The following is a 14,167-nucleotide window of genomic DNA, read 5'->3' on the forward strand; positions in this document are numbered from 1 at the left end:
GCCCCACCTGGGCGCAGAAAAAATGCTCCGGCGAGCGGACGCGGCACGCAGCCGCGCCCACCCGCCGGAACACTAGATCACCTGGCGCAGTGACGGCGGTCCGTCAGACGTCAGCCATTGCGGATGACGTTGGCGGCCGCGTCGATCTGCGCCTGCGTCTTGTCGATCTGCTCCTGCACCAGGGGGTGCAGGGTGCTGGACGTGTCGCTCTTGGACGACTTGCCGCTCCCTCGTCCCGAGGTACTGGACCCGCTGCTCGGGCTGTGCGGAACGACGCTGAACGTGCGCCCGTCCGGGTCGTTGCCGCTGTTGGTGTGCGGGGTGTTGACCCTGTTCTTCTTGCTCATGGTTCGCTTCCCTTCGATCTCGCAATCGCGTCCTGCCGGCTACCGACAGGACTTGATCTAGACCGTGCGCCCCCGGCGCCATACGCAAGGCGCGGGGCGGGTCAGTCAATGTCCACGACGATCGGGGCGTGGTCGGACGGGCCCTTGCCCTTGCGGGCCTCGCGGTCGACGTAGGCGGAGGCGACGCGTCCGGCGACGTCCTCGCTCGCGTAGAACAGGTCGATGCGCATGCCCATGTTCTTGTGAAACGCGCCCGCCCGGTAATCCCAGTACGTGTAGGGGTGAGGGCCCTTCATGGGCGTCGGGACGACGTCGTGGAGGCCGAGGGCCTTGAGGTCGGCGAGCGCCTGCCGCTCGGGGGGTGTGACGTGCGTTGAGCCGGCGAAGACGGCCGGATCCCAGACGTCCTCGTCGGTTGGGGCGACGTTGTAGTCGCCGCAGGCGACCAGTGGCGACCCCGCGGCCAGTTCCTCCGCGAGAGCATCGCGGAGGGCCGCGAACCAAGCGAGCTTGTAGGTGTAATGGGCCGATTCCGGAGTCCGGCCGTTCGGCGCGTACAGCGACCAGATCCGGACGCCGCCGCAGGTGGCGCCGATAGCGCGGGCCTCGGGCGCCAGCAGGACGGGCTCGGTCAGCTCCATCTGCGCGTCCTCGCCTTCGGCCCCCGCCTCGCCCGCGTAGGCGGGCTCCCCCGGGAAGCCGAGCGCGACGTCCTCGATTCCGACCCTCGAAAGAACGGCCACGCCGTTCCACCGCCCGTCGCCGTGCGCGGCCGTGGCGTACCCGAGTTCCTCGACCTCCGCGGCGGGGAAGAGATCGGCGCGGCACTTGGTCTCCTGGAGGCAGACCACGTCCGGCTTCGTCTCGTCCAGCCAGGCGAGAAGGCGCGGGAGGCGTGCCTTGACGGAATTGACGTTCCACGTCGCGAGGCGCATCCCCCCAGCCTGCCATCCACGGCGGCGTGGAGGCGTGTGTCACTCGTCAGGCGGGGATATCCTGACGCCTTCCCCTGTCCCCTGCCAGACGACACCGCTCCTTGTGTGACCGGTAGATTGCGGGTCGGCCTCCTTTACCCGGTTTTCACGCTGTGCTTAGCCCGGCCCTGGAAGGGTGGTCACGGTTGTGGTGTCGTCGAACCCGGAGCAAGTGAGGAAACATGTCCGAGGATGACAAGCCCCGGGGCAAGCCGGCGGTCAAGGCGAAGGCGAAGATCCCGAACGCCCAGAGCATCCGCAGCCCCGAGTTCACCCCGCACGGCATCAGCGCCGGCCGCGGCAGCGGGCTGAACCGGCCCTCGGCGCTGACCGCCAAGGAGGCGAAGAAGCGCCGGCTGATGATGATCGCCGGGATCGTGGTCGCCGCGCTCGCGATCACGGGCGGGGTGTTCTGGTGGGTCAGCCGGCCCGGGCCGAAGATCGAGGTGACCGGCAAGTTCGCCGCCGAGCCCAAGGTCGAGATCCCGAAGAAGCTGGAGCCGACCAGGACGCTCAAGGTGAGCACGCCGATCAAGGGCGGCGGCCCCGTCGCCGCCGAGGGCGACACCGTCTACGTCCAGTTCGCGACCTACAAGTGGTCGAAGGACAAGGACGAGGAGAACTCGCGGGTGAAGAGCACCAGCGAGAAGGTCCGCTCCTCCTACGAGGAGGGCCAGCAGCAGGGCGGCGGCGGCCCGATGCACCTCGTCATCGGCAAGAGCGGGCTCAAGGACATCGACAAGAGCCTCGTCGGCAAGTCCGCCGGCAGCCGGCTCGTCATGCAGCTCCCGCCGTCCAAGGAGCTCACCCAGCTGAGCCCGCAGCAGATCACCGACAAGGACGCGATCCTGTTCATCATGGACGTCCAGGCGGTCGTCCCGAAGAGCCAGCAGCCGCAGGGCACCGCGCAGAAGCTGGACGACAAGTCGCTTCCCAAGGTCGAGGACAAGGGCGCCGGCAAGGAGCCCAAGGTCACGGTCCCGGACAAGGACGCGCCCAAGAAGTTCGAGGCCAAGACCCTCGTCGCGGGCAACGGGCCCGCGCTGGCCAAGGGCGACGAGGCGGTCGTCAACTACACCGGCAAGATCTGGAAGTCCGGCGACAAGTTCGACTCCAGCTGGGACAACAAGCAGCCCGCGACGTTCCCGATCGGCCTGGGGCAGACCATCCCCGGCTTCGACAAGGGGCTCACCGGCGCGAAGGTCGGCAGCCGCGTGCTGCTCGTCCTGCCGCCGGACGAGGGCTACGGCAAGAAGGGCAGCCCGCCCAAGATCAAGGGGGACGACACCCTGGTCTTCGTGGTGGACATCCTCGCGAAGGTCTACAAGTGACCTGACCGAGGCGCGGCCGTGCGCGGGAGCGGCGGGGCACCCGGTCGGGGTCCCCGCCGCTCGGCTTTTCACGAAAGGCCGCCCGCTGCGACATCCGTCACGACAACCGGGGAGGCGGATTGCCCGTCCTCCTTTGGGAAGCGCGGATGCGCATTGGGCGGTCGGCGCACGGATTCCCTCAGGTATCGTCTGTAACGCATTAAACACGGGGGGCTTGTGAGCGACAGCGAGAAGATCTCGGAGCGCGAGGAGCGCTCCGGGACGGGCCATGCGGACCGGCACGAAAGCGAGGCCGGGACACCGGCCGGCGCGGACGGTCCCGCGCCCGCCACGCTGACCGCGGACACCGAAGCCGCCGCCGGAGAAACCGCCGGTGACGCCGAATTCACCGGCGAGGGCGACATATCTCGAAACGGCGATAAGGAGCGCGAAGAGGCCGCCGCCGCCGCCGGTGAGGGACCCGAATCGGCCCCCGCCGATATCGCCCCCGCCTCCGCTGATTCCGCCCCTGACACCTCCGGCGCCGCCGAACCCGCCGTCGAGGCACCGACCGTCCCCGCCGAGACCGACGCGACCATCGGGGCCGAGCCCGACGAGGTGACCGCGTCCGACGAGGTGACCCCGTCGGACGGCGCCACCGGGGCCGGCCAGGACGTTGAGACCGGCGAGGCCGCGGCGGCCGACGCGGTGATCACGCCCGGCACCGGCAGCACGTCCGGCGAGACGGCCGCGGCCCGCGAGGCCGCTGTGACCGATGAGCCCGCTGTGACTGATGCGCCCGCCGGGATCGCTGCGACTGACGGGGTCGCTGCGACTGACGATGCCACCGCGGTCGATGGTGTCGATGGGGCCGTCACCGGAGATACCAAGAGCATGGCCGCCGCCAAACGCGACTCGACCCAGCCAGGCTCCCATGCCGGGGGCCCGCCGCCCGGGTCCGGACCCGGGCGCGGCGGGGGCGGGGGCAAGGGGCCGGGCAAGAAGCCGCGCAGCCGCAGGTCGCGGTTCCTGCGCCGCACGCTGTTCCTGATCCTCGGCTTCATCGGGTTCTGCGTCGTCGCGTTCGGCGTCGCCTACCTGTTCACGCCGGTGCCGTCGGCGCAGGAGCAGGCGATCGCGCAGGGGCCGACGTTCTACTACTCCGACGGCAAGACGCAGATCGCCAAGACCGGGATGAACCGGGACGCGGTCAAGCTCGACAAGATCCCCGAGAGCACCCGGGCCGCGGTGATCGCCGCGGAGAACCGCAGCTTCTACGACGACCCGGGGGTGTCGGTCCAGGGCACGGCGCGGGCGCTGTGGTCCACCGCCACCGGCAAGCAGCTGCAGGGCGGCTCGACGATCACCCAGCAGATGGTCCGCAACTACTACGGCGGCATCGGCAAGGACCGCTCGGTCACCCGCAAGCTCAAGGAGGTCATGGTCTCCCTGAAGGTGGGCCGGGAGAAGGACAAGGACTGGATCCTCGAGCAGTACCTCAACACCATCTACTTCGGCCGCGACGCCTACGGCGTGCAGGCCGCCGCGCACGCCTACTACAACAAGGACGTCTCGAAGCTGACGCCCGCGGAGGGCGCGTACCTCGCCGCCGCGATCCAGCAGCCGAGCAACTTCGCCGACCCGACCGGCCCCCGCCGCGCCTACTCCGAGCAGCGCTGGCGCGCGATCGTCGGCAACATGGTCCGGGACGGGGCGCTCACCTCGTCCGAGGCGGCCTCGCTGACCTTCCCGGCCCCCGGCAAGGAGAAGATCACCGACGTCCTCAAGGGCCAGCGCGGCTACATGGTGAACGTGGCCAAGAAGGAGCTCACCGAGCGCCGCGGCTACAGCGAGGACGAGATCAACCGCAGCGGGCTGAAGATCACCACGACGTTCGACAAGCGGCTGATGGACGCGATGCGGCAGGCCGTCGCGAACAACGCACCGAACGGGATGAGCAAGAAGATCCGCACCGGCGCGGTGTCGGTCGACCCGAAGACCGGGCAGGTGGTCGCCTTCTACGGCGGCCGCGGCTACCTGGAGGAGGCGCTGAGCAGCGCCTTCGGCGACTGGGCGCAGGCCGGTTCGGGGTTCAAGCCGATCGCGCTGGCGGCCGCGCTGGACGACGGCAAGACGCTGTCCACCAGCTACGACGGCAGCTCCCCGCAGTACTTCCACGGCTCGTCCATCCACAACGACAGCAACGAGAATTTCGGGACGGTCAACCTCGTCACCGCCACCGAGCACTCGATCAACACGGCCTACGTCAACCTCGGCCAGGACATCGGCAACAAGAAGATCGCCGCGATGGCCGAGAAGATGGGGATCCCCGCGGCGCGGATGAAGCCCGAGCAGCGGGACGCCGCCACGTTCCCGCTCGGCATCGTGTCGCTGCACCCGGTCGAGCAGGCCAGCGTGTACTCGACGTTCGCCTCCGAGGGCGTGCACCGGACGCCGTTCGTGGTGAAGTCGGTCACCGACAACGAGAACCACAAGCGCGTTTTCACCGAGAAGGGCGAGCGGGCCTTCAGCCAGCAGGTCGCCCGTGACGCCACGTACGCCATGCAGAAGGTCGTGCAGGGCGGCACCGGCACCGGCGCTCAGCTGCCCGACGGCCGCGACGTCGCCGGCAAGACGGGCACCACCGACGAGGGCCGCGCGATCTGGTTCAACGGGTTCATCCCGCAGATGGCGACGACGGTCGCGATGTTCCGCAGCGACGGCAAGCCGCTGAACATCCCCGGGTACGGCGCGTACGGCGGGCAGCTGCCCGCCCAGATCTGGCGCTCGTACATGTCGGACGCGGTGAACATCAAGGGCTACGACCCCGACTCCTTCGGGGAGCCGTCGATGACGCCCGGCAGCGGCTGGGGCGGCCCGACGCAGGACGCTCCCCCGAGCGGCCCGCAGCCGCCGCCGGACACGCGCGGGCCCGTCGAGCCGCCGCCGTCCACGAAGCAGCCCGACATCCCGGCGCCCCCCACCGACCTGCCGACCATCATCCCGCCGCAGGAGCCCGGCGGAGGCAACGACGGGGGCGACGGAGGCGACGGCGGAACCGGCGGCGAACCCGGAGGCGGAACCGGCGGCGGACCGCTGGGCGGAACCGGCGGATAGCCCGGAACCGGCGGGCGGCCCCCGCGGCCCCTCAGTCGCAGGCCTTGCCGATGACGGCCGGCGTCTCCCTGATCACGCTGTCGAGCCGGGAGACGTCGCCGTCGCCGACCCCGGGCGCGGCGTCGCGGAGCCTGCCCGCCTCCACCTTCAGCGCCTTGCTCAGGTCGGCGTCGTCGGCCTGCTTCGCGAGCCCGTCGACGCGTCCGGCGAGCTGCTCGGTGGCCTGCCGCCACTGCGCGGGCTCGGCCGCCGGAACACTCCGCACCTGGGTGACGTACTGCTGGAACGCCTTCTTCGTGTCGGTGCACACCTGGGCGGAGTTACCGCCGCCCAGCGCCCCGCACCCGCTGAGGGCACCGAGCACCAGCGCGCCGCCGGCCAGCGTCCGAACCACCCGGTACCGCATCGCACCCTCCCCTTGATCCCCGATCGGCTCCGCATATACTTCCGCATGAGGTCATGAGCGCCAGCGCAAAGCCCCGGCTTGCTGGCCGGCAACCCTTCGTCCGCGATGGGGTGCCCCGGGTGAGGACCTGGCCGGACGCGGCACCGCGTTCCGGCAAGCGCGGATCCCGGCCGGCAACCCGGGGTCCCTGACCCCGGAAGGTCCCGGCATGCCCACGCTGCTCGCCCGCTCCCCCATCACGCCTGCTGTGACGCGCCCCGAGGGGGTCCGGGTTCGCCCGATTCCCCGCGTCATCGGAGCGGACGTCCCGGTCCCGGTGCGGGACGGCCGCCACGTCCCCTACGCCAACTTCGACTACGCGGCCAGCGCGCCCTGCCTGGAGGCGGTGCACGAGGCCGTCACCCGCGCGCTGCCGTACTACAGCAGCGTCCACCGCGGCGCGGGGTACGCGTCCCAGGTCACGACGTCCGCCTACGAGGACGCGCGGGAGACCGTGCGGTCGTTCCTCGGCGCGTGGCGGCGCTCGGCCGTGGTGTTCACGCGCAACACCACCGACTCGATGAACCTGCTCGCGCACGCCGTCCCGGCCGGGACGAGCGTCGTCGTCTTCGAGAGCGAGCACCACGCGTCGCTGCTGCCGTGGAAGCGCGCCGTCCGCCTCCCGGCGCCCGCCACCCCGGCCGAGGCCCTCTCGGCCGCCGACCGCGCGCTGCGCGCGTGCCCGATCGGGTCGCGGCTGCTCGTCGTCACCGCCGCGTCCAACGTCACCGGCGAGCTGTGGCCGATCGAGGAGCTCGCGCACGTCGCGCACCGCAACGGCGCCCGCATCGCGGTCGACGCGGCGCAGCTCGTCCCGCACCGCCCCCTCGACATGACCGCGCTCGGCCTCGACTACGTCGCGTTCTCGGGGCACAAGCTGTACGCGCCGTTCGGTGCCGGCGTGCTCGCCGGACGCGCCGACTGGCTGCGCGCCGCCGAGCCCTACCTCAGGGGCGGCGGCGCCAGCGCCTCGGTCGGGGAGACGACCCGCTGGGCGCCCTCCGCCGAGCAGCGGCACGAGGCGGGCTCCCCGAACGTCCTCGGCGCCCTCGCGCTGGCCGCCGCGTGCGAGACGCTGTCCCCGGCCTGGGACGGCCTGGCCGCCCGGGAGGAGGCGCTGGTGGAGCGGCTGCGGTCGGGACTGGCGGCGCTGCCCCACGTCAGGGAGCTGACGCTGTGGGGCGAGCGGGCGCCGCGCGTCGGGATCGTGTCGTTCACCGTGGACGGCTGGAACGCGCGGGACGTGGCGCTTACGCTGGCCGACGAGCACGGCATCGGCGTACGCGACGGGAAGTTCTGCGCCCACCCCTTCGTCCGGCACCTGCTGGGCGAGGACCGGAGCGCCGTCCGCGCGAGCATCGGCATCGGGACGGACGAGGAGCACATCGACCGGCTCCTCACCGCCCTCGCCGCGTTGACTGCGCGCTGACAGCCTCTGACCTGCGATCTCTCGCGCGCAGTCAGATGATTATGCTCTTTGGTCCTGTTCGCCCATGTAGCGTAGGCAGTCGCGCGGGGACGAGCACGCTAGAAACAGGGGGTGGCGACCGTGGCCGACGCGTGGCGACCCACGTCGGAGCTGGAGCACCGGCTCCAGGAGACCGTACGGGCCGGCGACCAGGAGAGCTACTTCCGCCTCCTCGGGGACGCCGACCTCGTCGTTCCCGTCCCTCCCGACCTGGTGGACGGCGTCCTCGCGGGGGAGGCGCAGCCGTCGTGGCCCACCCAGGAGGAGGACGGCCGGGTCCACGTCCTGGCCTACACGTCGGCGGCGGCGATGCGGGCGTGCCTCGGGCCGTCCTACCAGCACTTCATGACCGTCCGGTTCGGCGACATCGCCGAGGGCTGGCCGGACGACCGCTGGTGGCTCGCCGTGGACGTCCCCGCGCGCGGCGTCCCCGCCGCCCTGCCGATCGAGTCGCGGCTGCCGGCCTGGTTCGTCCGGCAGGTCGCCGGCGGCGACGGCCGCCCCCCGCAGGTCGGCCGCGCGTCCCCGCCGTGGGAGGAGCTGCGCGACCAGCACCGCGACCTGCCCCGCGAAGCGCCGCGCCCGGAGTTCCAGCCGGCCAACGACGTCGAGCGCGAGCTGCTGCGGGCCGCCTCGAACAACGACCACGACCTGTTCCTGCAGACGCTGGCGGCCACCGACGTGCTGCTGCCCGTCCCGGACGACATGGACTTCTCGCTGCGTCCCGGCCGCCCCGGCTTCCCGTGGCAGACCCGCGAGGTCGACGGCTCCACGGTCGTCCCGGTCTTCACCTCGCCGGAACGCCTGGCCGAGGCGTCCGGGCCGGGCACCGAGCACATCGCGCTGCCGTTCACCGTCGTGCTGCGCTACTGGCCCGACCACGAGTGGCTCCTCGCCATCAACTCCGGCTCGCCCGCGGGCGGCACCGTCCTCGCGCAGCAGCTCCCCGGCCTCGCCACCTGGGCCGACCAGCGCGCCGCCCAGCGGATGACCGACCGCTTCGAGCCCCAGAACGACATCGAGCAGCGCCTCTTCGACGCCGCCCGCCGCCGCGACACCGAGGCCTTCTTCAAGATCCTCCTCGGCGCCCAGGTGCTCGTCCCCGTGGACGCCGAGACCCCGTGGGGCATCGTCCCCGGCGACCCCGAGTTCCCGTGGCGCCCCGTCCCCGTCCACGGCCGCACGTCGATCCAGGTCTTCACCTCGCCGAAGTGGATGAACGACGCGATCGGCACGTCGCGCTTCATCATGCCGAGCCTCCTGGAGATGGTCACCGCCTGGCCGGACGCCTCGTGGACGCTCGTCCTCAACCCGGGCACGCCCATCGACGCGTCCATGCCGGGCGAGCAGGTCCGCACGCTCAGCGGGCCGCCCGCTCCCCCGTCCGCCGCCGCGCCGCCGCCTCCGGCCGCGCCCTCGGTGCCGGTGGCCCCGGCCGTCCCGGCCGACCCCGCCGCACCCGGCCCGGGCCGCCACGCGGGCCCGCCGCCGTCGGACGAGCCCGCCGTTCCCGCGCCCGCGGAACCCGGCCGCCACCACGCGGCGGCACCCGGCGGCACCGCGCGGCCCGGCCCTCCCGAAGCCGTCCCCCCGGCCCCCGCGCACTTCGGCGAGGCACCCGCGCCCCGCCCGGCCGGCGAACCTCCCGCCCCCCTGCCGGGCGTTCCGGGAGAACCGGCCCGCCACCCCGCCGACCCGTCCAGCACGGCCATCGACCCGGGCCACATGACCGGACCTGAGCCGGCTCCCGGCCCCGGGCCGGCCGCGCCGGAGGACGCGGGCGCCCCGCTCGGAGACGCGCCCGGAACGACCGGCCCCGCCGGAGGCGTCGCGGAGCCCGGCCTCCCCCGCCCCGCACCGGAGAGCACCGGCCCCCTCAGTGCCGCGCCGGAAGACGCCGATCGTCCCTACGCGGACGCACCCGGCCCCGCCCCTGGCACGGCCGCACCGTCGGGCGGCGTCGCAGAGCCGGGCGTCCCGGGAACCGCGCCCCAGTACCCCGAGACACCGGCCACCGGTCCGAGCGCGCTGGAAGGGGCGGGCCGCAGGCACGCTGACCTGCCCGGCACAACCGCTCCCGGCTCGGCCGCGCCGTCCGGCGGCGTCGCAGAGCCCGGTCTCCCCGGGCCTGCGCCTGAGAACGCAGGCCCCCTCGACGCCAAGCCCGGCCAGCCGGGCGACGCGGGCCGTCCCTACGCGGGCGCACCAGACGACGCGCCCCGCCATCTCGCGGACGCACCACCGACCCCGGCCGCTGCCGGCCTTGCGCCGCAGGGCACCGAGCCTCTGGGCGCCGCGCCGGGCGTGCCAGACAGCGCCGGCCGTCCCCAGGCGGAGGCGCCCAGCACCGCCCCCAGCACGCCCGACCCGTCCGGCGGCGTCGCCGAGCCGGGCCTTCCCGGCGCCGCGCCTATGGACGGCGAGCCGCCGGACAGCGGACCGCACTCGCCCGGCGTACCGTCCAGCGCGGGTGCTTCCGGGGCTTCGGCTCCGAGCACCGGGTCCCTTGGGGCCGCGCCCGGTGGTTCAGACGACGCGGGGCATCCCCTCGCGGGCGGGCCCGGTGTACCGCCGGGCGCGGCCGCCGACCCGGGCCATGGGGCCGGACGAGGCGGGGTCGTCCCCGGCCTTCCGGAAAGCCCCGACCGCCGTGTTGCGGGGCCCGCATCGCCCAGTGAGGCGGCGCGCCCCGATCAGGACGCGGACGTCCAGAGCGGCGAAACCCCAGGCGCCACATCCGGCACCCCGGGGGAAGCCGAAGCTGACCGGGTGGGCACGCCGACCCCACCGCACGACGCGACCGACGCGGGCGGCCCCGAGGCGCCCGGGGACGCGGCGCCGGACGGCCTCGCGGCGGTTCCTCAGGACGCCGCGCCTCCCGCGGAGGAGCGCGACGTCGCGGGCGGCGGGGGCGAGGACGGCGCGTCCGCCGGAGAGCCGGGGGCCGGCCGGGCGCTGCATGCCGTCGCGGAGCCGGAGCCCGCGTTCGAGCCGGGGAACCGGATCGACCAGGAGCTCTACGAGGCGGCTTCGGGCGGCGACTCCGACGCCTTCCTGCGGGTGCTGCTGAACGCGAACGTGCTCGTGCCGATCCCCGACGACGCGCCGCTTGAGGTGACGCCGGTCCAGCGGGAGTTCCGGTGGGACGCGGCGCTGCGGGACGCGGTGTCCGTCCAGGTCTTCACGTCGATGGTCCGGCTGCGCGAGGTGCTGCCGCAGTCCCGGTTCGTGTACGCCGACTTCCGGGAGCTGATCGGCGCGTGGCCCCGGGAGGACTGGGCCATGGTGCTCAACCCCGGGACGCACATCGGGGCGTCGCTGCACGGCGACCAGGTGCGGTCGCTCAGCGAGTGGGCGGTGCGGGTCGGGCTCGTCCAGGCGCGGCCGGAGGTTCCCGTTCCGCCGCCGCGCCGGGAGCCGGTGCCGCAGGCGCCCTCCGACCCCGAGGACCGCGTCTCGTCGCCCGCCATCATGCAGAAGGTCGTCCCGCACAGCCACGTCTCCTGGTACCTGGAGCAGGGGTACGACCGCGTCGGCGGCTTCGTCCACTCCACGAACGACGTGGCCGAGCTGCAGACGCCCGCCCAGCTCTACGAGGCGCTGGGCCTGCTGTTCTCCGACTCCTCGTTCTCTCCCGACGACGAGGGCGTGTACGTCATCCGGTGGCCGGCGTACTGCCCCGACCTGTACCGCGTCCCGTTCGGGGGGCGCGACGAGGAGGAGATGGCGGCCTGGGGCGAGCCCGGCTGGGTCATCGAGCGGCCGCCGTTCACGGGGAGCGGCTTCGCGCCGGGAAGCGCCGGGTCGATCCGCGAGTACAAGGTGACCAGCGTCCGGCTGCCGTACGGCGCCGAGATGTACTACATCGGCAGGGACCGGTCCGAGCGGTTCATCGCGATGTACGACCCGGACCGGCTCGCCTGGCTTCGGCCGGACGCCGGCGCCGAGGCGTGGGACGGACGGACGGAGGCGGCGCAGTGATCCGGGACGGGTACGTCGCGCGGTGGCTCGGCCGCGACTTCGAGGCCGCGCCGGGCGCCGACGGCGAGATCAGGCTGTACGCGCCGGGGCCGACGGACGGGTTCGAGGAGCTGCGCCCGGGGCGTTTCCGCCGCATCGTCCCGGCGTCCGAGGTCGAGGAGCTCCGCTACGTCCGGACGACGTGCCGCTGGCGCGGCGAGCGCTTCGTCATCGTCGGGGAGCACGAGACGTGGCTGCGGGTCGAGTACGCGGGCGGGCGGGCCCCGGTCGCCGAGAGCCTCGGGCTCGACCGCGTCGACCAGGGCATCTGGCAGGCCTGGGCGCCCGCGTCGGAGATCGAGGACGTCCGGGAGGAGTTCGTCTGACCCGGGCGGGGTTGATTTGGCCCTTGGATCCGTGTTCGCATGTGTCCCGAGGCGATCCCTCGGACGGAAGCGCTCAACGGCGACGCGACGGAGGTGCGGCGGCAGTGATCTGCCGAGCGACGGTGAAACCGATCTTTGTTGGGCTCGGCACGGCGGCCATCCTCGCCGCCGGCGGCGCGTCCGCCGTGGCCGACGTGACGCCCTCCCCCTCCGGGTCGGATCCCGCGTCCCCCTCGACCGGCAAGCTCACGGTGGACGTCGCCTCGACGGCGGCCAGGCTGGACCCCGGCGACTCGCTCGACATCACGACGACGGTCACGGCCGTCGGCGGCGACGTGGCGAACATCAAGGTCACCAACATCACGGCGACCCTCAAGGGCACGGCGGTGACCGGTGACTGCGGCGCACCCTTCGAGACCGCGGGGTGCACCGTCGGTGACCTCGCCGACGGCAAGAGCGGTGCGCCCGTCAGGTCTCACGTGACGGTCCCGAAGGAGGGGCCGAAGGAGACGGCGGTCTACACGATCACGGTGACCGTGGACGCGACCGACCTCGCCCCGGTCGCCGGGACCACGACGTTCAAGTACGTCGTCCCGGTTAAGCCGCCGCCCACGAAGACGCCCACCCCGACCCCCTCGAAGACGCCCACGAAGTCGCCTTCGCGCAAGCCCACGAAGCCGTCGCCCACGCCGTCGCACTCCTCGTCTTCCGGGACGTCGAACCGGGGGTCCGGGGGCAGCGGCGGCTCGTCCGGCAACGGTTCCGGGAACGGCACGGGGACGAGCGGGTCCGTGCAGACGTCGCCCAACTCGTCGTTCGAGCCGCAGAACCCGCAGGTGGCGCTGCCGTCCCTCCAGGCGCCGAGCCCGTCGGTCGCGCCGAGCCCCTCCCCCGGGATGGAGGCGCCGCAGAGCCGGCTCCAGGGCAACAAGGCGCCCGTCGCGCAGGACCTGACGTTCGAGCGGATGGCCAGCACGCAGATCGCGTGGCTGGCGGCGCTGATGGTGGCGTTCTCGCTGCTGCTGACGCAGCTGCGCCTCGGCCGCCGCCGGGTGCCCGCCGGGGCCCCGAGACGGCCGAGGGGAACGCACCGCCGGCCGCGGGGCGGCATGTTCGGCCGCTGATCCCGGCCGCCCGCGTCCCTTCACCTCGATGATCAGCGCAGGTCACGCGCCGGCCATGCCTTCGACGCGTGGCCCGCGTTCGTTATAGGCATGCCCCGTGGAAATCGACCTCCGGTACTCCGCAGCACATCGGTTCCGGAAAAAGCGGGACTGAAAAAAGAGAATCTCACTGACGCCCTTCCGTGCTCGGAGAACGGGCCGGAAATACTCACGCACGGCGACACCGGGAATCCGGGCCGACGCGGATCGGCGGCCCCGTGAAACTGATGAAGGGCGACGGAATCCGTGTCCGCCGCGGGCGGCGCGGCACCGGCGGGCCCGTTCCAATGCAAGCGAATACCCCGGTTCGCGCAGCGTGCCTTGACGATCCTCTGCGGGCGCCCGGCATGCCCCGCGAAACGGCGGCGACCGCGCGACCGTCCTCCACTGATCAGGGGCCCGGCCCGGCGACTCGCCGGACGAAAGCGGTTTGAGGCTCTCTGGAATGGTTACTTTCCCGGAGCGGCTGTTCCTTGCCAGCGCCCTTGCTGCCCCCGGAAGAGGTGACCGGTAATGGAAATTCGGACAAACGGTGACGTACCGAACCAGGACGAGATCGTTGAGCTGCGCGCCCGAGCGGAGGCCGGCGACCGCGACGCGGCCGGACGCCTGGGCGAGCTGCTGGCGAAGCACGGCGACCTGGCAGCCGCCCTCGACATATGGGCCCGCGCCTACGGCGACGCCGCGCCGACGACGAGGCGGCTGGCCGAACTGCTGGCCGACCGCGGGGACCTGAGGGCCGCCGTGGAGGTGTGGCAGTTCTCCGACCCGGTCCGGCAGAACCCGTCCGGCCTCCACGAGGAGTTCATGGCCGGCCTCGACATCGAGGAACGCGTCGACTGGGAGGACGACCCGGAAGACTGGGCGTTCATGGAGAGGGAGCGGCTCACCCGGCTCCTGGCCGACCGGGACGACGAGGCCGCCGTCGCATAGCCGCCATCGCACGGCGGCGAGCGCAGCGGCCGCGGTGGCGCCGAACGAGTCGCCCCCCGCTCAG

At 72.9% G+C, this 14,167-nt stretch carries 10 protein-coding genes and 1 riboswitch; of the genes, 7 read left to right on the top strand and 3 right to left on the bottom strand.

The window, feature by feature from the left end; genetic code table 11:
* Window positions 1-110 precede the first annotated feature (110 nt).
* Complete coding sequence (locus BKA00_RS19760) at window positions 111-347, bottom strand: hypothetical protein (protein WP_185027079.1); 237 nt, start codon at window positions 345-347, stop codon at window positions 111-113.
* 101 nt (window positions 348-448) lie between these two features.
* A complete protein-coding gene (locus BKA00_RS19765; RefSeq protein ID WP_185027081.1) occupies window positions 449-1,282 on the bottom strand; it encodes an exodeoxyribonuclease III in 834 nt (277 codons plus the stop codon).
* Window positions 1,283-1,503: 221 nt separating this feature from the next.
* On the opposite strand from BKA00_RS19765, the gene BKA00_RS19770 reads away from it, so the two are divergent.
* Window positions 1,504-2,652 carry an FKBP-type peptidyl-prolyl cis-trans isomerase gene (locus BKA00_RS19770; protein WP_185027083.1) on the top strand — a complete coding sequence of 383 codons (1,149 nt, stop codon included), beginning with the start codon at window positions 1,504-1,506 and terminating at the stop codon, window positions 2,650-2,652.
* Window positions 2,653-2,868: 216 nt separating this feature from the next.
* Window positions 2,869-5,748: a transglycosylase domain-containing protein gene (locus BKA00_RS19775; protein ID WP_221493218.1), complete on the top strand. Its 2,880-nt coding sequence runs from the start codon at window positions 2,869-2,871 to the stop codon at window positions 5,746-5,748.
* A gap of 31 nt (window positions 5,749-5,779) precedes the next feature.
* Here the strand turns inward: BKA00_RS19775 and BKA00_RS19780 are convergent, their stop codons facing one another.
* Window positions 5,780-6,154, bottom strand: a complete 375-nt coding sequence (locus BKA00_RS19780) for a hypothetical protein (protein ID WP_185027085.1) — start codon at window positions 6,152-6,154, stop codon at window positions 5,780-5,782.
* A 49-nt stretch (window positions 6,155-6,203) separates the two neighbouring features.
* Window positions 6,204-6,320: riboswitch (SAM riboswitch) on the top strand.
* Between the two features lie 42 nt (window positions 6,321-6,362).
* On the opposite strand from BKA00_RS19780, the gene BKA00_RS19785 reads away from it, so the two are divergent.
* The 5 genes from BKA00_RS19785 (at window position 6,363) to BKA00_RS19805 (ending at window position 14,103) form a co-directional block, all read left to right on the top strand.
* Window positions 6,363-7,622: an aminotransferase class V-fold PLP-dependent enzyme gene (locus BKA00_RS19785; protein ID WP_185027087.1), complete on the top strand. Its 1,260-nt coding sequence runs from the start codon at window positions 6,363-6,365 to the stop codon at window positions 7,620-7,622.
* Between the two features lie 111 nt (window positions 7,623-7,733).
* Window positions 7,734-11,642, top strand: a complete 3,909-nt coding sequence (locus BKA00_RS19790; protein WP_185027088.1) for an SseB family protein — start codon at window positions 7,734-7,736, stop codon at window positions 11,640-11,642.
* Window positions 11,639-12,007: a hypothetical protein gene (locus tag BKA00_RS19795; protein ID WP_185027090.1), complete on the top strand. Its 369-nt coding sequence runs from the start codon at window positions 11,639-11,641 to the stop codon at window positions 12,005-12,007. The genes BKA00_RS19790 and BKA00_RS19795 overlap by 4 nt, the downstream gene beginning before the upstream one ends.
* A 104-nt stretch (window positions 12,008-12,111) precedes the next feature.
* Window positions 12,112-13,131, top strand: coding sequence for a hypothetical protein (locus BKA00_RS19800; protein WP_185027092.1), 1,020 nt, complete (start codon window positions 12,112-12,114; stop codon window positions 13,129-13,131).
* 552 nt (window positions 13,132-13,683) lie between these two features.
* Entirely contained in the window at window positions 13,684-14,103 is a 420-nt protein-coding gene (locus BKA00_RS19805; RefSeq protein ID WP_185027094.1) for a hypothetical protein, read from the top strand.
* The last annotated feature ends 64 nt before the right edge of the window (window positions 14,104-14,167 follow it).

Source organism: Actinomadura coerulea (assembly GCF_014208105.1).
In the GTDB taxonomy this organism is placed as follows: Bacteria; Actinomycetota; Actinomycetes; order Streptosporangiales; family Streptosporangiaceae; genus Spirillospora; species Spirillospora coerulea.

Bases quoted from the DNA above. Each gene is read 5' to 3' on its own strand.
- BKA00_RS19805 (WP_185027094.1), top strand. From the start codon at position 13,684: ATGGAAATTCGGACAAACGGTGACGTACCGAACCAGGACGAGATCGTT.
- BKA00_RS19760 (WP_185027079.1), bottom strand. From the start codon at position 347: ATGAGCAAGAAGAACAGGGTCAACACCCCGCACACCAACAGCGGCAAC.
- BKA00_RS19770 (WP_185027083.1), top strand. From the start codon at position 1,504: ATGTCCGAGGATGACAAGCCCCGGGGCAAGCCGGCGGTCAAGGCGAAG.
- BKA00_RS19785 (WP_185027087.1), top strand. From the start codon at position 6,363: ATGCCCACGCTGCTCGCCCGCTCCCCCATCACGCCTGCTGTGACGCGC.
- BKA00_RS19765 (WP_185027081.1), bottom strand. From the start codon at position 1,282: ATGCGCCTCGCGACGTGGAACGTCAATTCCGTCAAGGCACGCCTCCCG.
- BKA00_RS19780 (WP_185027085.1), bottom strand. From the start codon at position 6,154: ATGCGGTACCGGGTGGTTCGGACGCTGGCCGGCGGCGCGCTGGTGCTC.